General features: G+C 33.8%; 33 protein-coding genes and 1 riboswitch. Of the genes, 6 read left to right on the forward strand and 27 right to left on the reverse strand.

The window, feature by feature from the left end; translation table 11 throughout:
* The first annotated feature begins 155 nt into the window (after positions 1-155).
* Positions 156-3,104 carry a penicillin-binding protein 1A gene (locus BLV68_RS02670; RefSeq protein WP_093750637.1) on the forward strand — a complete coding sequence of 983 codons (2,949 nt, stop codon included), beginning with the start codon at positions 156-158 and terminating at the stop codon, positions 3,102-3,104.
* Between the two features lie 22 nt (positions 3,105-3,126).
* Here the strand turns inward: BLV68_RS02670 and spoVAE are convergent, their stop codons facing one another.
* The 11 genes from spoVAE to BLV68_RS02725 all read right to left on the reverse strand — a co-directional run bounded on the left by spoVAE (position 3,127) and on the right by BLV68_RS02725 (position 10,635).
* Positions 3,127-3,483, reverse strand: coding sequence for a stage V sporulation protein AE (spoVAE, locus tag BLV68_RS02675; RefSeq protein WP_093750639.1), 357 nt, complete (start codon positions 3,481-3,483; stop codon positions 3,127-3,129).
* A 14-nt stretch (positions 3,484-3,497) separates the two neighbouring features.
* Complete coding sequence (spoVAD, locus tag BLV68_RS02680; RefSeq protein ID WP_093750641.1) at positions 3,498-4,517, reverse strand: stage V sporulation protein AD; 1,020 nt, start codon at positions 4,515-4,517, stop codon at positions 3,498-3,500.
* 4 nt (positions 4,518-4,521) lie between these two features.
* Complete coding sequence (gene spoVAC, locus BLV68_RS02685; RefSeq protein ID WP_093750643.1) at positions 4,522-4,971, reverse strand: stage V sporulation protein AC; 450 nt, start codon at positions 4,969-4,971, stop codon at positions 4,522-4,524.
* An 11-nt stretch (positions 4,972-4,982) separates the two neighbouring features.
* Complete coding sequence (locus BLV68_RS02690; protein WP_093750645.1) at positions 4,983-5,423, reverse strand: stage V sporulation protein AB; 441 nt, start codon at positions 5,421-5,423, stop codon at positions 4,983-4,985.
* A complete protein-coding gene (locus BLV68_RS02695) occupies positions 5,419-6,045 on the reverse strand; it encodes a stage V sporulation protein AA (RefSeq protein WP_093750647.1) in 627 nt (208 codons plus the stop codon). The genes BLV68_RS02690 and BLV68_RS02695 overlap by 5 nt, the downstream gene beginning before the upstream one ends.
* Positions 6,029-6,205, reverse strand: coding sequence for a hypothetical protein (locus BLV68_RS15350; RefSeq protein ID WP_159428594.1), 177 nt, complete (start codon positions 6,203-6,205; stop codon positions 6,029-6,031). Before BLV68_RS15350 ends, BLV68_RS02695 begins: the two co-directional genes overlap by 17 nt.
* Before the next feature lie 73 nt (positions 6,206-6,278).
* Positions 6,279-7,037 (reverse strand): RNA polymerase sporulation sigma factor SigF, encoded by a 759-nt coding sequence (gene sigF, locus BLV68_RS02705; RefSeq protein WP_093750651.1) that lies wholly within the window; start codon positions 7,035-7,037, stop codon positions 6,279-6,281.
* A gap of 5 nt (positions 7,038-7,042) precedes the next feature.
* A complete protein-coding gene (gene spoIIAB, locus BLV68_RS02710; protein WP_093750653.1) occupies positions 7,043-7,483 on the reverse strand; it encodes an anti-sigma F factor in 441 nt (146 codons plus the stop codon).
* 11 nt (positions 7,484-7,494) lie between these two features.
* Complete coding sequence (gene spoIIAA / locus BLV68_RS02715) at positions 7,495-7,827, reverse strand: anti-sigma F factor antagonist (RefSeq protein WP_093750655.1); 333 nt, start codon at positions 7,825-7,827, stop codon at positions 7,495-7,497.
* 131 nt (positions 7,828-7,958) lie between these two features.
* A complete protein-coding gene (locus tag BLV68_RS02720) occupies positions 7,959-8,804 on the reverse strand; it encodes a bifunctional 5,10-methylenetetrahydrofolate dehydrogenase/5,10-methenyltetrahydrofolate cyclohydrolase (protein ID WP_093750657.1) in 846 nt (281 codons plus the stop codon).
* A gap of 154 nt (positions 8,805-8,958) precedes the next feature.
* The gene (locus BLV68_RS02725; RefSeq protein WP_093750659.1) at positions 8,959-10,635 is read right to left on the reverse strand and encodes a Na+/H+ antiporter NhaC family protein; all 1,677 of its coding nucleotides are present in this window, start codon (positions 10,633-10,635) and stop codon (positions 8,959-8,961) included.
* 378 nt (positions 10,636-11,013) lie between these two features.
* Here BLV68_RS02725 and BLV68_RS02730 point away from each other — a divergent pair, with 378 nt between their 5' ends.
* Positions 11,014-11,610: a DsbA family oxidoreductase gene (locus BLV68_RS02730; RefSeq protein WP_093750661.1), complete on the forward strand. Its 597-nt coding sequence runs from the start codon at positions 11,014-11,016 to the stop codon at positions 11,608-11,610.
* Positions 11,611-11,651: 41 nt separating this feature from the next.
* Here the strand turns inward: BLV68_RS02730 and BLV68_RS02735 are convergent, their stop codons facing one another.
* The 13 genes from BLV68_RS02735 to proC form a co-directional block, all read right to left on the reverse strand.
* Positions 11,652-12,185, reverse strand: coding sequence for a folate family ECF transporter S component (locus BLV68_RS02735; RefSeq protein WP_093750663.1), 534 nt, complete (start codon positions 12,183-12,185; stop codon positions 11,652-11,654).
* Between the two features lie 67 nt (positions 12,186-12,252).
* Positions 12,253-12,350: riboswitch (THF riboswitch) on the reverse strand.
* A gap of 280 nt (positions 12,351-12,630) precedes the next feature.
* Positions 12,631-12,858, reverse strand: a complete 228-nt coding sequence (locus BLV68_RS02740; RefSeq protein WP_143035237.1) for a hypothetical protein — start codon at positions 12,856-12,858, stop codon at positions 12,631-12,633.
* 376 nt (positions 12,859-13,234) lie between these two features.
* Positions 13,235-13,519: a phage holin, LLH family gene (locus tag BLV68_RS02745; protein ID WP_093750667.1), complete on the reverse strand. Its 285-nt coding sequence runs from the start codon at positions 13,517-13,519 to the stop codon at positions 13,235-13,237.
* Positions 13,520-14,114: 595 nt separating this feature from the next.
* On the reverse strand, positions 14,115-14,663 hold the full coding sequence (locus BLV68_RS02750) for a fibronectin type III domain-containing protein (protein ID WP_093750669.1): 549 nt from the start codon (positions 14,661-14,663) through the stop codon (positions 14,115-14,117).
* Between the two features lie 19 nt (positions 14,664-14,682).
* Entirely contained in the window at positions 14,683-15,060 is a 378-nt protein-coding gene (locus tag BLV68_RS02755) for a hypothetical protein (RefSeq protein WP_093750671.1), read from the reverse strand.
* Positions 15,061-15,611: 551 nt separating this feature from the next.
* Positions 15,612-15,986, reverse strand: coding sequence for a phage tail protein I (locus tag BLV68_RS02760; RefSeq protein WP_093750673.1), 375 nt, complete (start codon positions 15,984-15,986; stop codon positions 15,612-15,614).
* A 173-nt stretch (positions 15,987-16,159) separates the two neighbouring features.
* Positions 16,160-16,423, reverse strand: a complete 264-nt coding sequence (locus BLV68_RS02765) for a baseplate J/gp47 family protein (protein WP_268807608.1) — start codon at positions 16,421-16,423, stop codon at positions 16,160-16,162.
* 1 nt (position 16,424) lies between these two features.
* A complete protein-coding gene (locus BLV68_RS16220; protein WP_399263347.1) occupies positions 16,425-16,523 on the reverse strand; it encodes a hypothetical protein in 99 nt (32 codons plus the stop codon).
* A gap of 17 nt (positions 16,524-16,540) precedes the next feature.
* Positions 16,541-16,924, reverse strand: a complete 384-nt coding sequence (locus BLV68_RS15640; RefSeq protein WP_200773613.1) for a P-loop NTPase family protein — start codon at positions 16,922-16,924, stop codon at positions 16,541-16,543.
* Between the two features lie 105 nt (positions 16,925-17,029).
* Positions 17,030-17,281, reverse strand: coding sequence for an ATP-binding cassette domain-containing protein (locus BLV68_RS15645; protein WP_268807603.1), 252 nt, complete (start codon positions 17,279-17,281; stop codon positions 17,030-17,032).
* 2 nt (positions 17,282-17,283) lie between these two features.
* On the reverse strand, positions 17,284-17,535 hold the full coding sequence (locus BLV68_RS02775; protein WP_093750677.1) for a hypothetical protein: 252 nt from the start codon (positions 17,533-17,535) through the stop codon (positions 17,284-17,286).
* A 171-nt stretch (positions 17,536-17,706) separates the two neighbouring features.
* Positions 17,707-17,955 carry a LytTR family transcriptional regulator DNA-binding domain-containing protein gene (locus BLV68_RS16225; RefSeq protein WP_093750679.1) on the reverse strand — a complete coding sequence of 83 codons (249 nt, stop codon included), beginning with the start codon at positions 17,953-17,955 and terminating at the stop codon, positions 17,707-17,709.
* A 425-nt stretch (positions 17,956-18,380) separates the two neighbouring features.
* A complete protein-coding gene (proC, locus tag BLV68_RS02785; RefSeq protein ID WP_093750681.1) occupies positions 18,381-19,214 on the reverse strand; it encodes a pyrroline-5-carboxylate reductase in 834 nt (277 codons plus the stop codon).
* 347 nt (positions 19,215-19,561) lie between these two features.
* Here proC and BLV68_RS15355 point away from each other — a divergent pair, with 347 nt between their 5' ends.
* From BLV68_RS15355 to BLV68_RS02800, 4 genes are all read left to right on the forward strand, one after another.
* Positions 19,562-19,732 (forward strand): hypothetical protein, encoded by a 171-nt coding sequence (locus BLV68_RS15355; RefSeq protein ID WP_159428596.1) that lies wholly within the window; start codon positions 19,562-19,564, stop codon positions 19,730-19,732.
* Between the two features lie 134 nt (positions 19,733-19,866).
* Positions 19,867-20,268, forward strand: coding sequence for a hypothetical protein (locus tag BLV68_RS02790; protein WP_093750683.1), 402 nt, complete (start codon positions 19,867-19,869; stop codon positions 20,266-20,268).
* Between the two features lie 66 nt (positions 20,269-20,334).
* Complete coding sequence (locus BLV68_RS02795; RefSeq protein ID WP_093750685.1) at positions 20,335-20,661, forward strand: hypothetical protein; 327 nt, start codon at positions 20,335-20,337, stop codon at positions 20,659-20,661.
* 17 nt (positions 20,662-20,678) lie between these two features.
* A complete protein-coding gene (locus tag BLV68_RS02800; RefSeq protein ID WP_093750687.1) occupies positions 20,679-21,212 on the forward strand; it encodes a hypothetical protein in 534 nt (177 codons plus the stop codon).
* Positions 21,213-21,345: 133 nt separating this feature from the next.
* Here BLV68_RS02800 and BLV68_RS02805 read toward each other — a convergent pair whose 3' ends face one another.
* The 3 genes from BLV68_RS02805 to xdh all read right to left on the reverse strand — a co-directional run bounded on the left by BLV68_RS02805 (position 21,346) and on the right by xdh (position 25,706).
* Entirely contained in the window at positions 21,346-22,365 is a 1,020-nt protein-coding gene (locus tag BLV68_RS02805; protein ID WP_093750689.1) for an ABC transporter substrate-binding protein, read from the reverse strand.
* Positions 22,366-22,462: 97 nt separating this feature from the next.
* Entirely contained in the window at positions 22,463-23,053 is a 591-nt protein-coding gene (locus tag BLV68_RS02810; RefSeq protein WP_093750691.1) for a nucleotidyltransferase family protein, read from the reverse strand.
* Between the two features lie 31 nt (positions 23,054-23,084).
* Positions 23,085-25,706 (reverse strand): selenium-dependent xanthine dehydrogenase, encoded by a 2,622-nt coding sequence (gene xdh, locus BLV68_RS02815; protein WP_093750693.1) that lies wholly within the window; start codon positions 25,704-25,706, stop codon positions 23,085-23,087.

The following is a 25,706-nucleotide window of genomic DNA, read 5'->3' on the forward strand; positions in this document are numbered from 1 at the left end:
ATCCCTCCTAGTATATAATATATGTATGAATAAAAACTTATAGATAAGAATTAAGAACTAAAGGAATTTATTATAATCCATTTTATTAACAATCCAAAATATGTATGGTATAATTGATTTGTTTACTACCTTGTTAAAAATAAGGAGGTCTTTAAATGTCAGAAGATAACAAGAAAAAATCAAAGCCTAAATGGAAAAAAGTGCTGAAAATATTTTTTTTAGCTTTCTTCATACTAGCAGTTATTGCATCAGGGGTAGTTGGAGGAATTGTTATTGGTATCATTAAGGATGCACCTGAAATAGACCCAACGAATATTAATTCTCTATTGAACCAAACTTCATTTATTCTTGACCAAAATGGAAATGTATTGGAAAAGATTCAAATGGATACTGGAGAATATAGAACTATAGTAAGCATTAATCAAATGCCAAAACATTTGAAGGATGCTTTTATTTCCATTGAAGACGAACGTTTTGAAAAACATATTGGAGTAGACATAATTGGAATAGCAAAATCCGCCATAGACAATATAAAAGCTGGTGAAATAGTAAGAGGTGGAAGTACCATAACTCAACAATTAGCTAGAAACCTATACCTTTCCCTTGAGCAAAAATGGAGTAGAAAAATACAAGAAGCTTATCTAGCTTTGCAGATGGAAAAGGTATTAACTAAAGACCAGATATTAGAAGGTTATTTAAATAGAATTTTTTTAGGACAAGGAGCCTACGGAGTTCAAGCAGCTGCACAAACTTATTTTTCTAAAGATGTAGAAGATTTAACTATCGCTGAATCAGCAGCTTTAGCTGGTATTGTAAAAAGCCCTACCCGATATGCACTATATAAAGCTATTAAACCAGAAGATTTTGACAGTGAAAAACATATTGAAGTAGGGGAACTAGATATACTAGGAGAAAAATATATTGCAGTTTTTAATGCAGAGGCAGTGAGAAGACAAAAAATAGTCCTTGCTAAAATGCTTGAACTTGGAAAAATTACACAAGAGGAATATGATGAAGCCTTAGCACAGGATATTAAAACCAGCCTAAAACCTGGAGAAAGAAAAGTACAAGGAATATCATCTTATTTTAACGATTTCATTAAGGTTCAGGTAATAGACGCTTTAATGGAAGAATTAGGATATACAAGAGAACAGGCAGAAAAAGAGCTGTATACTGGAGGATTAAAAATCTACTCGACAATGGATTTGGAATTGCAAAAGACTTTAGAGGAGATATATGATAATTTCACAGAGGTATTATTAGGTAAGCCGGATAAAATTAAAGCCCCTGCTCTTATCAGCTGGAGATTAAACAAAGCCCAAAATATAATAGACGAAAGAAACAGCATACTATATTATAAAAAAGAAAATCTATTAGATGATAATTATAATCTACTAATAGAAAAAGACAGTTATCAATTATCTAACCAAAACTTAATCATTAAAAGTCCAAAATTAACCATATATTCTAATAATATCGATATTGCTGATTATTATACTATAGATGATAGGAAAAATTTAGTTACCCATAGGGTTGGAAACTTATCTCTACCTAGTGAAGAATTTTCCATAGGTGAAGATAAATCTATAATAATCTCAGCTAATTTTTTGAATAAAAATTCAGATTTCTATTCTATCGATAAAGAAGGAAGGCTATTAATTAATCAGAAATATTTTTATGTGCAAAAAGAAGGAATAGTACAACCTCAATCAGCAACGGTAATAATGGACTACAAAACGGGACAAATAAAGGCTTTAGTAGGTGGAAGGGACATAGAAGGTAATAGAATTTTAAACAGGGCTACTTCCTCAGCAAGGCAACCAGGTTCAACTATTAAGCCTATTGCAGTATACTTACCTGCTTTAGATAATGGTTATACTGCTGCCACACCAATTGATGATATACCATTTTATGATGGAAATGGCAACCTATGGCCTAACAATTGGTACTCAGGATATAGAGGAATTCATACTTTAAGAAAATCTGTTGAGCAATCTGTAAATGTTAACTCGGTAAAAACCCTCCAATCTATTGGAATTGAAACTTCTATAGAATATTTGAGCAGAATGGGTATCATAAATAGAGATGATCCAACTAAGGATAATTTCATAACAAGAGCAGAAAACAATATAAGCAATGATGAAAACCTGTCTGCATTGGGATTGGGAGGAATGACAAGAGGATTAAGCCCATTAGAAATGACTGCTGCCTATGGTTCTATTGCAAATGCAGGTACCTATATTAAGCCCACTTCATTTACTAAGATCTTAGATAAATATGATAACGTATTGCTCGACTATAGTCCAAAGGAAAATGTAGTCGTTTCTCCGCAGATAGCCTATATTATGACGGATATATTAAGAACCACCGTCTCCAATGGCATTGCAGGAAGGGCGCAGATACCTAATATTCCAACAGCAGGAAAAACAGGAACTACCCAAGATAAAGCCGATGCATGGTTTGTAGGATATACTCCCCATTATGTAATGGGTCTTTGGATTGGAAATGATTCTCCTCAGATAAAATTAAACCAGGGTAGCGCTATGGCTGCTCAATTATGGAAAATTATTATGACCAAAATCCACGAAGGATTGGAATCTAAAAAATTTGAACAGCCTCCAAATATAGTTTCTGTAAATATCTGTACTCAATCAGGGAAATTGGCAACCGATTTATGTAGTAGAGATCCAAGAGGCAGCACCGTTAAAAGCGAAATATTTGTTCAAGGCACTCAACCAACGGAATTTTGTGATGTCCACGTAGAGCTAGAAATAGACATTACTACCAACAAGATTGCTAACGAGTATTGTCCTGATGGTAGTGTGGAAAGAAGAGTATTCATAAAAAGAAATCCTCCATATAATCCTCAAAAACACAATGGAATAGTTCCTTCCGATTATCAGTATACTGCCCCAACTGAAGTTTGTGATAAACATAATCAGGACAGCTGGATACCCGATTGGTTGGAAAATTGGTTCAATAATGGCAATGATGAAGATTATGAGGATGGAGAATTTGAATATAATGACAACCAAGATGAACCGGATGGTAGTAATAACAATAATAATGGGTTAAATATTGATAGTAACGAAGATGAAGAGTAGAAGGGGTCAATTATGACTCCTTCTAATTTTTAGTTTTAGGGTTAAATACTATAGCCATAATATATCCAAATATTATAGATGCTGCTATTCCCCCCGCAGTAGCTTCTAATCCTCCTGTAAAAGCACCAATGATTCCTTTAGATTTTACTCCCTCAATTGCTCCCTTGCTTAAAGAATATCCAAATCCTGATATGGGAACAGTAGCACCTGCTTCTCCAAATTTCACCAGTGGTTCATATAACCCTATAGCACCTAAGACAACTCCTGCAACCAAAAATGTAACCAAAATGTGAGCAGGCGTTAATTTAGTAGTATTAATTAGTATTTGGCCTATAACGCATATTAATCCTCCTACTACAAATGCCTTCAAATATTCCATCTCTTTCACCCTCTCTATTTCAATAGATTATCTATCGTCACTGCATGGGCAATACCAGGAATAGATTCGCCTTGTAAAGTTGATATTGGTGAATGTAAAGCTCCAGTAGCAACTAATAACACCCTGTTTAAATTTCCCTTTATAATCTCTTTATATATATAACCATTAAAAACTACTGCTGCACAAGCACAACCACTTCCACCAGCATGAGTATCCTGTTCTACTCCATCAAATATTTTTATCCCACAATCAGAATAGTTTTTTGAAAGGTCGTACCCTTCTTTCTTCATCAAATCCAACAATATTTCTTTTCCAACGGAAGCCAAATCTCCAGTAATAATTAAATCGTAATCGTCAGGGTTATAACCCGTATCTTTAAAATGTTGAGTAATGGTATCAACAGCTGCTGGTGCCATGGCACTTCCCATATTATTTGCATCTGCTATACCATAATCTTTAATCTTTCCCGTGGTAATATAGGTGATATAGGGACCATTACCATTAGCAGACAACACCGTAGCCCCTGCACCTGTCACCGTCCACTGTGAAGTTAAAGGCCTTTGTGACCCATACTCCAATGGAAACCTATATTGTCGCTCTGCTGAGCTAAAATGGCTGGAAGTAGCACAAACCACATTATTAGCAAATCCTCCATCTACGATCATTGCTCCTAAACTCAAAGATTCTGTCATTGTAGAACAAGCACCATATAAACCAAAATAAGGGATTGCCAACTGTCTAGCAGCATAGGAAGAAGATATTATCTGATTTAACAAATCTCCTGCAAAAAGGTATTCAATATCTTCAGGGGAGAGATTTGCATTAGCAATGGCCAACTTTATAGCCTCCTCTTGAATCCTAGCTTCAGCCTTTTCAAAAGATTCCTGCCCCCACATATCGTCCTCTAAAATAATATCGAAGTATTCTTTCAAAGGTCCTTCCCCTTCCTTAGGACCAACTATAGCTGCAGTACCAATTATAGATGGAGGATTGGCAAGCTTTACCGTTTGTTTACCAATTCTTTTAATTCCCATAATATCACCTTCCATTAAAAAGTAGTAAGTAGAGAATTCCTACTATAATTGAACTGCTTATACCATATACCAAAACTGGACCTGCTATGCTAAACATTCTAGCTGCAACGCCAAAAATGAAACCTTCCCTTTTAAACTCCATAGCTGGAGAAACGATGGAATTAGCAAAGCCTGTTATTGGTATAGCAGCTCCTGCTCCTCCTACTTTTCCTATCTTATCGTATATTCCTAATCCAGTTAGCAAGGAACCTAAAAAGATCAATAATATTGATGTGGCAGTGGCTACAACCTTTTCATCTAACCCATATCCCAATAGAAAATTTCTAATTATTTGGCCTAACGTACATATAAGCCCTCCCACTACAAAAGCAAATATCATATTTTTAAAATAAGTAGGTTTAGGTTGTTTTCGTTCCACATATTTCTGATATTCCTTATTAGTCATCTTATCCATATTACTCACTCCTAATTCTTAATAAAAATCAGCCAGTAAAACAAAGATCCAAAAACCTTCCCTAAAATTAATGCCCATATTATAAATTTTAATTGATGTTTAACTTTAAACTTTTTTGCAAATACTGGTGTTACATTTAATACTTCAGCCAAAGCAGATGCAAATAAACCATAGAAAAAACCAATTAGTATCCCAACAAGTACAGTCAAATATTTGCTGATGCTTAATTTAAAATAATAGAAATATATTAAACTGGCCAATGCACCTCCTAGTGCAGCAACGAATTCATATTTTTTAATCTTTTCTTTTGTTCCAGTTATCTGAATCAACCTTGGTATAATCTGTAATAGGGTAAAAAAAGCAGCAGCTGCACTGCCGATTGTAACTCCCGTAGAAAAACTGATAAATGAAATTATTATTCCTTTCCCATCTGATACACCACCTAAACTAATGGTTTTTCTTTAAATCATCAAGTATATAATCTTCCAAATCCTTATCATAAAGATATAATTCCAATTCCAATGGACCTGGTTCCTGCTTTCTTCTTTTACTTAAACTTGAAACTCTACTGAAAAAAGCAAACATACCTAACCCAATACCAAAAGATAGAGGAATTGTCATAATCAATGGGTTTTCCTTTTTCACTCCAGTAATGAAATAATATATTTTTTCAACTGAGCTCTTCATATTTACATCTTCATAAAAATTTATTAAAGCAGCGCCAGCTCCAAAGAAAAGAACCAACATTATAAAAGCAGTTTTTAAAAAAACATAAATTCCATTACTATCCTCTTTGTCCTTAATTTCTAGAAGTACGTCTGGACCTCCTAATATGGTAACATCTATATTATCTATTGACTCTAATATCTTGGTTATTATTTTATTGCTTGAAATATAATCATACATTTCTTCATCCTTGCCATCATAAACTCTGATCTTTTCAACCCTTTTTTTAATCCTTTCATCATTGCAGTATACCTTACCAATATCTTCGACATATACATGGGTATTTAAGTCTGTAGTATACTTTCTATCGAGATTGATATATACCTGTTCATTACTGATAACTATCACCTCTCATTAAAAGATTAATTACCAACTTAGCCCTTTTAGGGACTTCTCTATTAGTTCTCAACTCTCCATACCATATTAGATACACAGTGGTAAATAGTACTATTAAAAAAACTATTAATAATTTTTTCTTATTTTTATGTACTTTTACTTTATTTTCCATATTCATCACCTCATCCTATGATTATTATTCTCTTATATCCATTTTTAATTCAAAAAAATAAGGCATAATTATTTCATGCCTTAATTAACATTTTTTTTAATTCATCAATTATTCTCTTTTCTATCCTAGACACTTGTACCTGTGAAATTCCCAATATTTTTGCAACTTGAACTTGGGTCTTATCTTTGAAATACCTGAGAATGATCACTTGTCTATCCCTTTCTTTCAACTGAGATAGCATTTCCTTTAAAATTATTTTTTCTATAATTTCCTTTTCTCTAGTTTCATCTACATCGATTTTATCTATCAAATAAAGAGGATTTCCTTCATTTTGGTGAATTACATCATATAAATAATCTGGATTATAGGAAGATTCTAATGCCATTACGATTTCTTCCTTGTCTATATCCAATTCATCAGATATCTCCTGTATTGTAGCTTCTCTTCCTAGTTTTTTTAGTAGCCTTTCTTGAGCATATTTTACCTTATTTGCAGTTTGTTTTAAGGATCTGCTAACCTTAATAATTCCATCATCCCTTAAAAATCTCTTTATCTCCCCCGCTATCATAGGAACAGCATAGGTTGAAAATTTAACGTCGTAAGATATATCAAATTTATCAATGGCTTTTAGTAAACCTATGCTTCCAATTTGAAATAGATCTTCCATATCGTAACCTCTATTGCTAAACCCTCTCAGAACACTTTTTATAAGCCCCATATTATGCTTTACTAATTTTTCTTTTGCCTCCATATCGCCTTCTTGGGCTCTTTTAATCAGCTCAAGAGTCTCTTCATGGCTTAGCAGTATATTATCTCTATTCCCTTTATCCATAATATCTACTCCCTATCTGAGAGACTTTTAAATATCTTGGTCATTATTACTTTAGTACCTTCTCCAACTTTACTTTCCACTGCTAATTTATCCATAAAGGTCTCCATTACCGTAAATCCCATGCCAGACCTTTCTAAATCTGGTTTAGAGGTATAGAAGGGTTCCATAGCCTTGTCCACATCTTCAATTCCTTTCCCCTTATCCTCAATTATTATTTCAATCTGATTATTTTCTAATGTAGCTTCAACTGTTACCATTCCTTCGCCATATTCATAGCCATGGATAATTGCATTAGTTACTGCTTCTGAAACAGCAGTCTTTATATCTGACAGTTCCTCAATAGTTGGATCAAGTTGAGAGGCAAAAGCAGCCACAACTACCCGAGCAAAAGACTCATTGCTAGATTTGCTTATAAACTCCAATTTCATATAGTTTCTTTCTAACATTTTTCATCCTCCTAATCTCTTATAGCTTCATCCCTAGATGAATAGATTTTTATTATCTTAGGTAATCCAGACATGTTCAACATTCTATTTATATAGGGATTAGTACTTATAATGGAAATACTACCATTTCTTTCCTTGCAATTCTTATACCTCCCCATAATAAGTCCAATGCCTGAGCTGTCCATAAATTTTAAATCACTTAAGTCTAAAACTATATTTCTTAAATTCTTATTCAAATATTTTTGATCAACTTTTTTTCTTATTTCTTCCGATGTATGATGGTCCAATTCCCCTTTTAAAGTAACGATTAAATGTTCATTTAATATTTCCAATGAAAGATTCAATTCTTCTCCTCCTCCTATTAATTACTCAGTATACCCTATTCTATCAAGAGGCATATTTCTCCTGCATAAAAAAAGCACTAATTTTGTTGAAAAAAGGGCCTTAAAATAATTTAAGGCCCTTTTCAAAAGTATTATATATTTTTACATGCTAGAACAACTTGACTTAACAAAATGGAAGTGGTAACACTCCCTACTCCACCGGGAACAGGAGTTATCTTACTTACTATTGGAGATACTATACCATAATCTGCATCTCCACTTAATTTACCATTTTCATCCAGACTAACTCCCACGTCTATTACAATAGAATTTTCGTTAAAGTACTTTTCATCAAAGAACTTTGCCTTTCCTAATGCCACAACAACAACATCTGCTCTATTGGTTATCTGCTCTAAATTTTGAGTTCTTGAATGACAAATTGTAACCGTTGCATTTTCCTTTAATAACATCATGGCCAATGGCTTTCCAACTACCATACTCCTATTAACAACTACCACATTCTTCCCTTCTAAAGGTATATCATAATATTTCAATATCTCCATAGCAGCTTTTGGAGTGCAGGGTGCAAATCCATCCATATCTCCTTCAAATATCCTCTCTAAATTCAAAGGATGCATACAGTCCACATCTTTTTCTGGACTAATAACATTTCTAATAATCTCTTCGTCGATATGTTTTGGTAATGGTCTAAAGACTAAGATCCCCGATATATTATTATCCTTATTTAATTCTTCAATTAATTCAATTAACTCTTCAGTTTTAATGTTTACGTCCCTTTCATAAACTACCGATTTGATTCCTACATCATCACAGTTCTTAATAATACTCTTTTCATAAGAAATATCCCCGGGATTATCTCCTAACCTAACTATTGCCAATGTGGGTATTCTATCATGTTTCTTTAACTCTTCAATATCCCGTTTCATCTTTTCCTTAATTTGCTTAGCCACCACATTACCTTTTAAAATTTCAGCCATAGTTAACCTCCTTGATTTAATAATTATTATTTCCCTATTTTAGATCAAATAAAATTTAAATTGTTAATGATTTAATGATGTTTAGACGATTTTATTATATCATAATAGGTTAAATTAACAAGAAGCTGTTAGAAAAATCTAACAGCTTCCCATTTTAAACAGCACCTTTTTTCAAATCCTCTTCTTTGACCGATTTTCCTAATATGGCAATGATTCCATATAGAATTGCAATGCCAATTAAAAGAATGATAATTGGATTAATGGAAAGAAGCCCGGCTAATATATAAGAAATTCCAGCTACAGTTGCTACAGTTATGGCATAAGGTATTTGAGTCCTTACATGGTCTAAGTGGTCAGCTTCAGATGCCATAGATGACATAATTGTGGTATCTGAAATTGGTGAACAGTGGTCTCCAAATATGGCTCCAGAAAGTACTGTACCTAATGTTACAGTCATAAGATGTGGGTCTCCTCCCCTTTCTACAAAAGCATATATCATAGGAACAGCCAAAGGTATAACAATTGCCATGGTCCCCCAAGAGGTTCCTGTCGCAAAAGAAATTATACCTGAAATTATGAATACTATTAAAGGCAATATAGCATATGGGAAATTTTCAGGTATTATCCCTACCAAGAATTCAGCAGTTCCCACATCTCCTGTTACACTTCCTAAAGACCAAGCTAGTACCAAAATCATAGAAGCAATTACCATGGATTTAGCCCCATCCACCCAAGCGTCAAAAGCTTCTTCAACTGTAAATATTTTTTGGGATACTCCCATTATTATAGCTACAATGCCTGATATCATTGAAGCCCAAAGAAGAACTATACTGGAATCGGCTTCTCCAAAACAAGTCCTTATCCCCTCTATGGTAAAGGGATTAACTTTCTCTTCCAATAGAGTATAACCATTATACCATAATCCAATAAAGGAAATTATAATTAATGTGATTATGGGGATTATAGCATTTGATGGTTTCAGCTCAATATCCTCTCTTACTTCCATCCTGGCAATCTCGTCACCAGCCATAGGTTTGGCTCCATCGGCTATTAACTTTCCTGTAGTCCTTGCTCGTTTTTCTGCTTCATACATAGGACCAAAATCTTTTTCCAAAAGGATTAGAATTAGAAGAAATATTAAGGCATATATACAATAATAGCTATAAGGTATAGTCTTTATAAAAACCCCATAATAATTGGCATCAATACCTAAACTTTGGTATACATTCCTAATAACTCCTATCATATAACCAACCCAAGTTGAAATTAATGCAAGACCAACCACTGGTGCAGCTGCTGAATCTATTATATATGAAAACTTTTCCTTAGAAATCCTATTCTTATCGGTAATAGGCCTCATGGTAGGTCCAACTATTAAAGTGTTAGCATAATCATCAAAGAATACAAAAACTCCTAATATATAAGTATAAATCTGTGCAGATTTAGGGCTATTGATCTTCTTACCCAAGGCTTCTGCTACTGCTCTGGTTCCTCCCATTTTGTTGATTACACCAATCATACCACCAATAGCCAATAAAAATATTATAATAGCAGCATTCCAAGAATCGGCCAAAGAGCCTACTAAATAATTGTCTAGGGTCCTTAAAAAGCCATGAAAAGGATTCCATCCATTTAGCATTGTAGCTCCTACAAATGTTCCTAAAAATAGTGAGATTAATACCTGTTTAGTTACAAAAGCTAGAATAATGGCTAAAGCAGGTGGTAAAATAGATATCCAACCGAAATGTTCAGAGTTTTCTTCTGCAAAGACTGGCAGGGTAAATATTAAAATAAGCAATAATGCTGTCAATATGACTTTAAACTTAGACATATTATACCTCCCCCTAATTCATTATAATAATTATAAGCTACACCTCCTTTTCAAAAGATATTATTTTAAACTGTAGCTAAGATATTATCATTACTACAGTTTTTAACAAGTAAATAATGGACATTACATATTCAGATACGAGAAGTCTAATTCTTTAAAAGCATGTTATATTACTTGTTAAAAATTATAATATATCATCAACCTTATATCAATATTCTTTTCAAAATATAGCAATTTTTTCAAATTTTACGATTACTTGATGCTTATTCCTAGTTTAAAGCTATTAAGCTTTTTTCGTCATATTTTAAGCCATATTACAATATTATATTGCTAAAAAGGGTATATATTTATCAAACTATTATGGTTGGGGGGTAGCATATGAAAATAAAAGTATTTTCAGATTATTCCTGTCCCTTCTGTTATATTGCCATGTGCTTCTTTGAAAATCTAAGAAAAGATGGGATAAAATTTGATATTGAATGGATCCCCTATGAAATACATCCAGATATACCTGAAGAAGGTAAAACGATTGAAAGTAAATATCCAAAAGGCTATGCTGAAAAGATGCATGAAGTGTTGACTAAATTTGGTAAAGAATATGGGATTGAATATAAAGACTATAATACCCATAAAGCCCTCTTGGCTGGAGAATTTGCTAAAACCGTTGGAATATATGATGAATTTTCCAAAAAGATATTTAAAGCCTATTTTACAGAACAATTGAATATAGGAGATGAAAAAATATTAAATACTATTGCAAAAGAAATTGGATTGGACGTGAAAGAGATGAATAAACTAATCGATAGTGGTGTATTTGATGAAAAAATAGAAAAGGCAAAGAAATTAATAGATCAATTCAAAATAGAGGGTACCCCTACTTTCATTATCAATGATAAACATAAGATTGTAGGTATCAGGCATTACGAGCAAATGAAAAGGGCCATCTTAGCTTATTCTGAATCAAAATTAATGTAATAACCATTTAAAATAGCCATTACCTAAAGGTAATGGCTATTTTACTTAGTATCTAATGCTAAAGGAAGTCTACTCAATATCACTTTCATCATATAAGAGTATATAGGTATATTCACCAATTGGCTTATTATTCTTCCAGGCAGAATAGTTGCCAAGGGTATACTAAATAAAGTTCTCATGAAATATGCCCACAATACTATGGAAGTAATAACTTGTCCCACTGCAATTGCTACGAAAAGATTGATAAAAGAGGTTTTGCAATCTTTATCCTTACACCGCATCATGATAAGACCAGGTATTACTCCTGTTAAAGCAGCATTTAAAGTAAAATGTGGCATATATGGACCTATTGGACTGATTATCATACCTATTATATCCCCAATTGCTCCAACAATTGCTCCGGCTACAGGGCCAAAAACTATTCCTGCAAATATAATCGGAAAACCCCCAAAGCCGATTCTAATGATTTCAAGCCCTCCACCACCTATTCTAATACTGCCAACTCTAGTTAATACAACATTTAAGCCAATTAAAAGTGCGTAATAAGCAATATTTCTAGTGTTTAATCTCCTCATTAAAAAAGCCTCCTTCCTATTAAGATATGGCAGTACTGCCACATCTAGAAAGAGACTTATAAGATGTGACAGCGAACGCGATAGTTCAACGCAAGCTAAAAGAAGCTCTTCGTTTAGAGGCAACGTTCCATCCTCTAACACTTAACGCGAACTACCTACTCTGCCATCGTATTCGATTTTATTAGACAATATAATCTAATTTTAGTATACCCAGTAATAAGTATACCCAAACATAATAATAAATTCAAGTCATATCGTTTTCATTTTTTTTAATTCCCCAAAAAGTACGAAAATCTTGTAAAATGCAAGGTTTTCGTAAAAAAGTTTATGAGTAAATCTATAAGCCGAATTCTGTCATCGTTTGGAACAATATCTTTCTATATTTTTATAAATCTTTTTTAATGGTGGCAAATAGGTAGCAAAATATATTTTGCCACCTTTAAACTCAATCTTGGTCTCTTTCAGCAATCATCTCCTCTAATTTCTTATTACCATATACTTCTTCAACCAAGCTTAAATATTTCTCTTTATCAATAGCAAAGAATAAAGTTGGTAAATATCTTTCAAAAAATTGTGCTTGGTTCATTTGCAAATGCTCTAACATTTTACCTGTAATATTTTTCAATTCTGGAGTTATTTGTGCTTGTAAACGTGGATTTTTGAATTTAGCCACCAAAAACTACCTCCCATTTTTCACTTCACTATAGGCTTTTAAAGCTATTATTAGGGCTGCTATACTAATAATTAAGGAAATGTATTTTACCATAGCCTGTCCTCCTTTATCATTTTTTAAATTTAGGTTATAATATATATGGATAGGTCTTTATAGAGGATGTGCTGCTCCCTTATAACCTTACTTTTTTTATTAGAACTAAATGAGTTCTTTTTATTTTGCCTAGCAATTTGTAGTGTAGTTATTGCTGTAAGTACCTGTACTATTGATATTGCTAGGCTTATTACCTCATCTAGCTCTATTTTTCTTTCATCCTCTAACCTCCTTTCTTAATCATATATAAATTTTCTCCAGAAAATGAAAAAAGACTAGGAACTTAATTATGGTCTACTTCATATTGTATAATATTCAATCCTTTTACTGCTGACTCTATGAGTATATCCAATTCTCGAATAGTTATATTAATTCCTTTATTAACTAGAAAATCTACAACATATTCCTTTTTCAACTTACCTTGTCCTTTTTCTTTATAAATCTGTTCAGCTACTACTACTGCTACTTTTGCCCAGAAATAAATATTTTCTCTCTGCTCCTTAGTGGTTTTCTGCCTAATAAAAGGAACTATCAAATATGTTACAATAGCCCCTAGAATTGGTATGATACCTTTACGATTATATCAATGTTCATCTTTATTTTCCTCCTTTACTCTTTTAATTTTTGATTAACTCCATAATTCTATAGTTGTAAAGCTAAACCAGCTAGCAATTAGCGTTGTGGGTTCATTACCTCCTGTTTTCAGAAATAAATAAAATACTCCCAATGTAAATGCAATATTTAATAGTCTTACTAAAACTACTATAAACTTTGAAAATTTACCTTTAGTTACTGAATATCAATGCCCTAGTCTTCTCGTTCCAACATATTTTATTTATTTCTAAATATTTAGGCTTAGGTGGTTCAGAAATAAATTCTTCTCCTTCTTCATCTGTTAAAAACTATGTTCTTTTAGTGTTCCCTCATAATCTATAAATTGCTTACATTTTTCATAGGATTTCTGTAATAACTCTTCCCTAGTTTTATCATAAGCTAATTGAAGTGTATACTGCAAAATTGTCTACTTTAAAAGCTACTATCAATATATTTCCTTCAACCTTATATTCTACTACTTGCATATTAGTACACCTCCTTCAGTTCTCCATTTACTTTGACCCAACCTTTGTCAATAGTTTTTATTCTCCATTTATTTTTACTTTAAGTTATGGAAAATGTATTATAGTAATAGTAGAAAAAGTTCTATAGCTGCTATATCCATCTGAATTGTATGCTCTAACTCTATATGCTACAGTATTCCAGCCTTCCAAAACTGTATCAGTATAGCTTCTAGCAGTTCCACTATATATTTGTATCCAACTTTCTCCATTAACTTGTCTTTCTAAATAATACCTTGTGGCACCATAACTGCTACTCCACGAAATTGTTATTGCATCTCTAACTCTTATTTCTGTTGGTATTGTAATACTTGAAGGCGTTGAAGGTGGTTCAAGAACAGTTTCATACAAAATTAATTTATACGTTATATATGAACCAGATTCACTTTCCAATACAAGTTCTGCCCTATAAGTCGCATTAGCTTTCTGCGTTACCCAATCTGTTTGCCAACTCCATGTATATCCTTCATCTTTATCGAAAATATATACATAAGCATAAACATAGTTTCCACTATATCCAACTTTTGGACTGTCAGCTAGTTCACGTCTTGTATACACTTTATATGTGTCACTAGCTACTATACTTGTTTTAGCCATTTTATATCACTATTTATGCCTAAACCAAATTTCTCCAATTTACATTTGTATCATTAGGAGATATAATAGCATTTCTTAACTGTGCTATATTATGTAATGTATTAGGATAAGCCTTTGAAAGTACAGTAAAAACACCCCCACTTATAGGAATTTGCTTTATATTCTCTACATTTTCGAGTTTCCTTGCACCTTCTTCTATTCCATCTGATTTAGTTTTATCCTCTTTTGTCATATAACCATCTTGTTCTTGTGTCGCCTTTTTTGCCAAGTGTGTCTTAACAGTATCATCTAACTCTTTAACTGTTTTGGTATTTCCTTCTCCTGCAAATGCTTTTACAGCATCGTTTATAGCCTCGCGAGTAGCAAATATCAAAGACTGATCAATTGTAGCTGACACATTTGGTGCATCTCCCACAATTGTTATAACATTAACTTGTCTTTCCAGTATTTCAGAAAAACTTGGTCAAGGAATATATTCTGCTAATGCTCCAGCATTACCGCAACAATATAAAATTTCGCCAAGGTCTGAATCATCAGTAAATACTCCTAATTCCTCCAGTAAAATCCGTTTGTAAGTTTTTGATTCGATAGCACTTCCCCGATTTTAGTTTTTCCTCCAGGAAGTATCTTTAATATACTTAAAGTTATAGATTGTACTTAATTTATTAAGCTATTAAGTTCTGCAATGGTCTGCCCACTTAATTATCCAACTCCAATTCTTGTAAGATTAAGCTGCACTCCTGTCAAAGCTTTCGCTTGAAAAGCATGTCCTTTATTAGTAATTTGTATTACTCCAAAACTCATAATCTACACCACCTGTTCTACTGTATATATGTCTCCAACATGCAGTACAGTTCCAAAATATATTGGCAATTCTGCAGACATTGCAACAATAACCTGCTCTAGTCTAGAACAAACATTTTTTACCTTTTCAATTGCCATTGCAAATTAATCAGCTAATTCTCCAATTACTGCAGTATTACTTGTTATCACGCGGAAATAATATGGGTCTCCGCCATATTCAAACCATTCTTCAACTTCTCCATCATCAAAATAATCTTCTATAACTTGCTCTATTGCATATGGTGTTCCTCTGTATCGGTATACCTTTATTGCATTTTTGATCAACTGCCTTTTTACTTCAATATCAGCATGTGCATCATACCAATCTACATGTAATTGCCATGCCAACTCATCCAATGCTGAATTGTCAAGTTCATTCACCTGCAATAGCATCATACAAACTTTCACTTCGTCAGCCAGTTGATAAAAATGTGGATTAAGTGCAGCACATAAGGCCTGTGTAGTAGGATCCTGTTTCATATATGATGTTTACAAACTAAGAAGGTCAACATCTTTAAGTGTTATCATCTATATCAATCCTCCATATGCTATATTCACAGTCACCATTTTGGCTACTTGATTGAATTCTACAGTAGTAAACGCTAGCTTAGTAATATCAATTCGATAAGCCCCTGCATTAAGTATTAGTTGCCTTAGATAATCTGGGTTAATATCTCGGCCGAGTTTTTCTGATTGCCATGCATTATAGCTTCTATAGTACTCTTAAGTATCAGTTCCTCAGCTTGTCTATCAACACTAATATAATAATTCAAATTAATATTGTAACTTACTTCCGCTGGAGCTGACACCTGAACATTGTCTGTTAAGGGCCTGCGATTCTTTGCGCTCACAATAGCTTCCACTTTATCAAGTATATCCTGCGTAGGTATTTTTCTACCTTTCATCAATACTACTATATCAACTACTCATGGAGCAGATGATGTAACTGATATATCGGGTTATATTTACATATGCAGTCTGAGCCCAATAAATATATGCTCCTTCTGGTCCAGCCACAGAAAAACTCTCTGGAGCTAGGCGAATTCGTTCACGGTAACTTTCGTCACCTCAATATCAGAACCTCCTGAACTTGTATCTATATTTTCAACATTAGCCACATATGCGACTGGAACAACAATAGTTTTTACCTGCCCAGCTGTAAAATCGTTATATTTTTCTCCTCCCTCAGTCACTTCTGCAATTATATCACAAAATCTATAGGATGAAAGCCTATGAGATATATAAAGGACAATTTTATTGCCTACAATTTCATTGAATTTTGAGTATACTTCAAATTCAGAAATAGGATCCAAAGCTTCTGTTGGTTCATCTAATATTATTCTAGGTGCATCACGGTATAAGGCTCTAGCAAAAGCTATCTTTTGAGCCTCCCCCTGAAATTTCCACTCCATCTTCATCAAAGTCCTTATACAAAGGTGTATGCAAACCTTTAGACATCTTATCTATTCTTTATCTTAATCCAACTTTTTCTATAGTAACCATCACATAACTTTCATAGAAGTCTACTGAAGTAGCAACATTCTTCCCAAAGAGAAGGAAAATAGTTTGAAGTCCTGAAATACTACTGAAAATAGCCCCTTATATTCTTCATAATTATATTTTTTAATATCTATTCCATTTAGAAGTATTTCACCTTCATTTGGGTCATATAGCCTGCATAATAGCTTTATAAATGTAGTCTTACCTGAACCATTCATACCTACTATTGCTAAACATTTACCTATTTTCAATTTCATAGAAACATTCTTGAGCATACTTATCTGTACCAGGATATTAATAGGTATCCTATGTTTTTTAATAGCTGAAGGAAATTTACATTACTTGGCATGGAATCTAGCAATATCTTCGGTAAGTATATCTCTAGTAATGGAATAACTACTGTTACCACAATCTGTACTCCACATATTAAGAACAGTATCTTATCCCATGTCCAAAGATTTTTTATTAAATAAACAGTATTGTTCCATGTAAAATGTTTGGGTTTTGTTTTCTTCCTTTTCTCCTTCATATCTATCACCTTAAGTATATGATAACAATAGTCATATGTTTATGTATAAAAAAAGCACCAACGGTCGTAAATATAACACCAATGGTACTTTATATTGGCAACATTATTACCGTGGCAAATACTCCTTCCTCTGACTGTCTCTTTACAAAGCCATTATATTTCCCAACAATACTATCCACCCTTTTTACCTATTTTATTTATGTGCTTCAATCCAACAATATAGGATCTATGACATCTAATAAACCTGCTTTCATCCAATTCTTTCTCTACGTCACCTATATTCTTTTGAATCATGTATTCATCAGCAATATGTATATTTATGAAATGAGAGCTTACCTCTATAAATGTTATATCATCATGAATAATCCTGATAATATGACCATCTACATCTATGAGAATTGATTTATCCTCTTTCTCTATCTTACTAGCTGCTTTATCTAAACACTACCATAGTTTCTTCTCTTCTATTGGCTTAATAAGGTAGTTTATTGCTTCTACATCATATCCTTTCTGTATATAATCAACAATGGCAGTTATAAATATAATACTTATCAATTGGTCTTTTATTTCTTATTCTTTTAACTAATTCAACCTCATTTAGTCCTGGCATTTGAATATCCAGTAAAACTATATTAAAGCTTTTGTCCATGCTCTAGGTAAAATCAAAGCTTTCAACACTATAGAAAGCTTTTGTTGCAGCCTTTACTCCTCTTTTGTTTGCCCAACTTTTCACATACCTTTCTATAAGCTCAGCAGTAACCTTCTCATCATATAGCTATATGAATCATTTTGACATCCAATATTTAATTAAAAGTATTCTAACTTATCTATACTATAATGCTATATTACTCAATTTTCATATACTTTTTCTCTTCCTTTTCCTCCATACTATAAAACTTCTCTGCTGATTTTAGCATAGCCTCTATGATACCACTCCTAAAACCTTTTTCTTCCAGCTTAATAATACCTTCAATACTTGTTCCTCCTGGTGAACAAACTGCATCCTTAAGTTCTCCCGGATGTTTCCCAGTTTCTAGCACCATTTTTGCAGCTCCTTCAACAGCCTTTGCAGCAAATCTATAGGCATCTTTTCTTGGTATTCCTAAAAGAACTGCTCCATCTGACATGGCTTCAATTAGCATATATATAAAGGCTGGAGATGAACCACTTACAGAACCTACTGCCTTCATTAAGTCTTCTTTAACTTCTATAACTTCGCCAAAACTTGTAAAAAACTTCAGGATTTCCTTTCTTTCTTCTATAGTCATATTATCTGAAAAGCATATTCCTGTAATGCCACATCCAATCATAGCAGGAGTATTTGGCATTGCCCTTGCTACCTTTACATCTTTATCAAACATAGACTTGATCACATTTATGGAAAAATTTGGTGCAATAGCAATAACTATAGAGTCTTTAGAAATTTTATCTTTAATTTCTTCTATAACTTCACTATAAATATCAGGTTTAACTGCAAGAACATTTATTCTAGCATTTTCAGCTACATCTTTGCTATCCTTAGCCATAACAACATTATATTTTTTGTTCAATCTTTCAAGATTTTCAATGCTCTTTGTATATACAATAACATCTTCCTTTTTTACGAATCCATAATTTAAAGCACCTGAAAGCATAGCTTCCCCCATATTGCCACATCCTATAAATCCTATTTTTTTCATATAAGACACCCCTTTCATAATATATTTCTATATATTTAAACTTTATCTGGTAAATTAAGTCTTACTCAAAGTAATAGCAATATATACATACTTTTCATACCCAATTATATTTTACACTCTATTAGTTATATTTCAAGGAAAAACACATATTTTATAGATAATACATCACTGCGTAACAAAATAAACTGTGCCTAGGACAATTATTTTTTTATTAAACATTAGTATTTCACCATAGAATTTTCAGGTACATAGTCTTTTAATTTATAATCCAATACCCTTTCCAAATCTATAACAAATATAGTACTTAATCAATAAGTTTGTCCAGTAAAATAAAAGGAAGAGTGAATATGAAAAAGTTAAAAAATTATCTAGGTCCTCGTACTGTTAGAACTTTCGATATAGAAGCCATATCCATTCCAATTGTATATAACAAATATGGATATCATGATCCAAATGGCCTTATATTTGTATTGAGAAAAGACTCAAGTAGAATTCAAAAATGGCTAAAAGTACCTTGAAATGTCACCACCTCAGCACTATAAAGAGGTTCAACCTCTGGTTATAAGAGGAAATGTAAGTGATGAGATATGTATAAATCTATACAATAAACTTAATAGGAGAGTATCCCTTCACGTGTAAGGGTTAAAATACGATGTTCAGACTTCTGATGGAACAAATGTTGGATACAATAGAGATATTACTACAGACAATGTGCACACTACACTTATTATTCCGAAAAGGAGGGAATTTACTTTTTCAGCGACATGCAGATACAAGAAGCAATGAATTAGGTACAAATGTCCATGGTCTATTTGCTGCTATTATTGTTGAAGAAGCAGAATCAACATGGTTTGACCCAGTCACTGGAGAGCCTCTAGAAAGCGGATTGTTTGCAGATATCTACCACCCCACTAAACCAACCTTCATGGAATATATAGTCTTCTTCCATGATAAGATGGAAATAAAAGATAAAAATGGCGAAACACCTATAAATCCCAATACTAATTTACCATCATCGGCTATAGGAGTAAGCTATCGCTCAGAACCTATGTGAAATCGAAAGTCACTTGACTATCCTACGGATGGGGATGAGCATATAGTATCTGGTGAAGATATTTTCATGAGTTCGTGGCTATATGGAGACTCTGCAATCGAGCTATTAAGGCCTTATGCAGGAGATTCTGCAAAGATAAGACTCATAAACGCTGGCATAAAGGAAACTCACGTTTTCCATCTTTACAACCATCAGTGGAGATTAGAGCCTGATGACCCGAAGTCTACTATTATAGACTTTATTTCCATAAGTCCACAGGAATGCTATACCATAGACATTTTTCATGGTGCGGGTAGCTATAATCACATGATTGGAGATGCAATATGGTACTGCCACCTATACCCCCATTTTCATGAAGGTATGTGGGCTTATGGAGGATATATGACAAATTAGAAGATGGAAGTGGGAAAATGCCTGATGGTACTCCAATTGAAAGACTAATGCCATTAAAGGACAAATTGCCACCACCAGAAAAGGATGAAATGCACTCAGGATATACATATTTCATCAATGGTAAATTTGGAGAAAGACCATTGCAACCTCCTTTAGGTATTCTCACTCGAGATAGAAAAAACAAAATAGAACCAACACCTTTAGAAAAGGCAAACTTTGTTACTAGAGCACCTGGGGATTTATATAGCCAAACCTGCCCCTATGATTCCCGAAAAAACTTAAAAATATTTGAAATAACCCTAGTACAGGCAAAACTGGTATATAATGATTATGGTTGGCATGGCCCACAGGGGCGCTTCTTCGTATTAAAGGAAGAAATTAAAGAGCATGAAAGCTTCAAAAGATATACTAAAAAAGTTGAACGTGGAGAAATTAAGGTAGAACCCCTTGTTATTACGTGCAAATGTCGGAGATTGTATATAGGTAGGTTAGACAAGTCTATTGCCAAAATATATAGAAAAAACCTACTTCCAGCTAAAAACATTAACTGATATTGTAGGATATCATATTCAACTTGTTAAATTTGACACCATGGTTTCAGACCGAAGTGCAAATGGATGGAACAATATAGCAGGTTCAGGCCAATATAAAACATTAATAGAAAGGTTCTACGCAGACGAAGAGTTAAATATGGTATTTTTCCATAACAAACTCATCGTATGGATATTCATCTCCGTAAAGAATACTTGCTAGCCACATTTTACCTAATATGCTTGTGGGAACTAATGAACCCCAAGCCTCAAACTCATTCGGCATAGAAAACACATTGCCTTTTTCTATTGCTGTAATTCCCTTTAGATTGCTATCATTTAGCACATCTTCCTTGGTGTACTTCGCTTCAGGTGCTATTATAATGTATTCTGGATTGTATTCTACAAGCTGTTCATATGAAATGTCAACCCAATAGCTATCCTCAATATTACCAGCTACGTTTATTCCACCAGCAATTTCTATTAAATCGTTTTGATACATATTCTTTGTTGCAGTTGATAGGAAACCGCCATTTCCAGCCAGATAAACTGTTGGCTTGTTCTCAATATCTGCATGGATAGATTTAAGTAGGTTGTCCTTTTCCTTATAGTAATCTAAAAGCTTTTCATAGTCCTCAACACCTGTAAGCTTACCAATCATTGCAATCATCTCAGATAAAAGCTCCTGATTTTCAGGATTTACTCCTATTACTGTAATTCCCATGCTTTCTAAGGTCTCTATCTGGTCTTTTAATCTAATAGGTAAAATTACAAGGTCTGGTTCTAATGAAATACATCCTTCAAGATCAAATTCTTTAGCAGTTCCTACATTTGGCAAATCTAACAGCTCTGGTGCTGCTAGAGAGTATATGGGTCTTTCATCAGCCTTAGCTTCAATGCCTACTACCCTGTCCTGTAAACCTAATGCAATTAATGCTGATGTAGGTATGTAATAACCACTTACAATTCTCTCAGCTTCTTTTTCAATGGTTACAGTTCTTCCCAAATGATCAACAACTGAAATTATCTCTTCATCTCTATTTTCATCAGGACTTTCTTCTAATAGGTTTTCATCAACTTTTTCTACTTCATTTCCAACATTGGCTATTGTACAAGCAACTGCTGTAAATGCCATAATAAATACAAGTAATGTTACTAGTAATCTCTTTTTCATAATAACCCTCCTTACTTTCGTTATATTTCTTAAAATATAACGTAGATTAAAGTATCAAAGGGTACAAACCCTTTGATACTTGAGCTTATTCAGCTTATCATAAATTTATACCAAGTTTCTTAGCCTTTTCATAATCATCTATAGTATCTATATCCAAATTCTCATACTCTGTTTGAATATCTACCCCAATTACAAGATCTTGATTATTGTGTATGACAATTTTACCCCCTTGGTCCTCTTTTAGATTTAAAAGATCCTCTTTTAAATGAAAAGGAAATATTACAGGATTTCCCCTTGTGCCGTTGTAATAGGGTAGTACGATCTTAGATGGATTATACTCAAATTCACTACATAATTTTTGAATAGTAGTCAGCTTGATAAAAGGCTGATCAGCGACAAAAAACATAAAACCATCTGCTTCCTTTGAACTTCTCAATGCTGCCTTTATAGATTCGCTTTGACCTAAATAGTATCTAGGATTCTTTATTCCTTTATATCCTAGCCTTTCAGCCTTTCTTAAAATATCTTCATTCTTTGCAACTACTATGGTTTCGTAAAAATCGCATTCTTTAATGGTTTCCAAAATATATTCATATATATATTTATCATTAATCTTTAAGTGAAGCTTATCTGACATCATTCGCTTACTCATGCCAGAAGCCATCACAATAGCACTTATCCTAAGCATTTCCTTATCATTCCCTTTAAATTCTCATTTTCTATTTTTTAATCTTTGGCTTGCGATAATAGGTGTTTTCTAGTGGCAATTTATACCTGAATTCGCCATCCTTCTTATAGTAAGCATTTTGTACAGCTGGTGCTCCTGGAATAGCTACAATTTCACCAATACCTTTAGCTCCATATGCCACACCATTAGGATCATTCTTTTCAATCAGATGAATTTCAACAGGTGGCATTTGTGGTGCTTTGAAAAGACCTAATGTGCCAAGTTTTACTTGAGGTACCCCATCTTTTAAAGGGAAGTCTTCTGTTAAAGCATATCCAAGCCCCATAGCAACTCCACCTTCTATCTGACCTTCTATTGAAAGTGGATTGATTACCCTTCCAACATCGTGTGCAGACACTACTTTTACAAGCTTTCCTTCCTTGTCTATGACAACAAGCTGTACCGCATATCCATATGCAATGTGGCTTACTGGATTTGGCTTATCGGAACCTATTGGGTCCGTTGGGAAATCAAATTCTCCAACATATACCTTGCCTTCTAAATCCTCCAGTGTTTTTCCGCTATCTAAATCTGCTTTTAACTCAGCTGCAGCTTGACGAGCTGCTTCGCCTGTAAATACAGTTTGACGGGAAGCTGTTGTAGTGCCAGCATTTGGAGTATATTTAGTATCAGGATGTTCTATTACAATCTTATCTGGTGATAATCTTGTAGTCTCACAAATCATTTGTAATATTACAGTTTGTACACCTTGTCCAATTGCTCCAGCGGAAGATCTAGCATGGACTTTTCCATCTATTATAACTAAGTTGCAACGTCCTGTATCAGGAATCCCTACCCCAACTCCGGCATTTTTCATAGCAGAGGCAATTCCTACATAATAATTAGGATCATTCTCATATTTCTCAAATTTCTCTTTTACTGCTTCCAATGTTTCAGCAAAAGCAGTTCCTTCATCTGCTATCTGCCCATTTGGAAGAACTTGACCAGGTCTTATGGCATTTCTGTATCTAAATTCCCATCCTGAAAGTCCAACTTTTTCTGCAAGCTGATTTATAAGACATTCTATGGCAAAGGCTGATTGTGTTACACCAAATCCGCGAAATGCTCCTGCAGGTGGATTGTTTGTATAGTAAGCTTTTCCTTCAATATCTACATTCTGATAGTTATATGGACCTGCAGCATGGGTACATGCTCTTTGAAGCACTGGACCACCTAAGGAAGCATATGCTCCTGTATCAGATATTAGTCTAGCCTTCATTCCTTGCAATATACCATTTTCATCACAGCCAATTTTCGCATAAATCTTCATAGCATGGCGTTTTGGATGGTAGTTGATACTTTCCTGTCTGCTAAAGTATACTTTTACAGGCCTTTTCAATAGATATGCACAAAGAGCAGCCTGATGCTGTACGCTCATATCTTCCTTACCACCAAATCCGCCTCCAACAACTGCACTCTTGATTCTTACTTTCTCATGTGGAATACCTAAATATTCACTAATCTCATTATATTCATCGTATATACCCTGTCCTCCTGTAATAACCATTACTCCATCCCCGTCTGGTAATGCCACTGCCGTTTCAGGTTCCATAAAGGCGTGCTCTGTTGGTGGAACATAGAAAGTGCCTTCTACTACGTATTTAGAATTTTCAAGAGCAGTTTCTGCATCTCCTCTTTTTAGCTTTTCATGAGCAAATAGGTTGTTTTCAGGAACCCTAAATTTGCCAAAATGCATAAATCCTTCTCCGTGGATCTGAGGAGCACCTGGTTTAGCAGCCTCTTCTGGACTTGTTACTGGTTCTAATACTTCATATTCCACTTCTACAGCCTTAACAGCTGCTTCTGCCTGGTCTCTAGTTTCTGCTACAACTAAAGCCAATGTATCCCCAATGCATTTTGTCTCTTCACCTACATCTATCATTCCTGGCCAATCCTTAGCCAAATGACCTATATATCTATTTCCAGGAATATCTTTTGCTGTAAATACAGCTACAACTCCAGGCATTTCAAGAGCTTTACTTGTATCTATAGATAGAACCTTTGCACGGGCATACTTGCTGAATACATTTTTACCATAAAGCATGCCTTCAAATTTATAGTCATCTGCATATTTAGCTTGTCCTAAAGCTTTTGGAACTGCATCTACACGGCAGACTCTTTCTCCAACCTTACCTGTTTGTTTAAGCTCTGGTACCTCTAGGTTTTCTCTCAACATCTTTGCTGCCAATAAGATAGCCTCTTCGATCTTTGCATATCCAGTACAGCGACAAATATTTGTACGAATAGCATTTTTCACATCTTGTCTAGTTGGATCTGGATGTTGGTTTATTAAAGCCTTTCCAGCTATAACCATACCTGGAATACAGAATCCACATTGTACAGCTCCAGCTGCAGCAAAGGCATAAGAATATACTTCTTTTTCCCTCTCTGTAAATCCTTCTATGGTTTGTATCTCTTTGCCCTCCAACCTTGATAGCTTTTGTATACAAGCACGGGTTGCTTTGCCATCTATTAGAACAGTACAGGTACCACAGGCACCTTCCTTACATCCGTTCTTTACTGATGTTATTCCCAGTTCATCGCGAAGGAAGTCCATTAGCTTCATGTCTTGTTCACATTGATATTCTTTTCCATTTACCTTTATTGTAAACAT

It is taken from the genome of Tepidimicrobium xylanilyticum (genome assembly GCF_900106765.1).
Taxonomy (GTDB): Bacteria; Bacillota; Clostridia; order Tissierellales; family Tepidimicrobiaceae; genus Tepidimicrobium; species Tepidimicrobium xylanilyticum.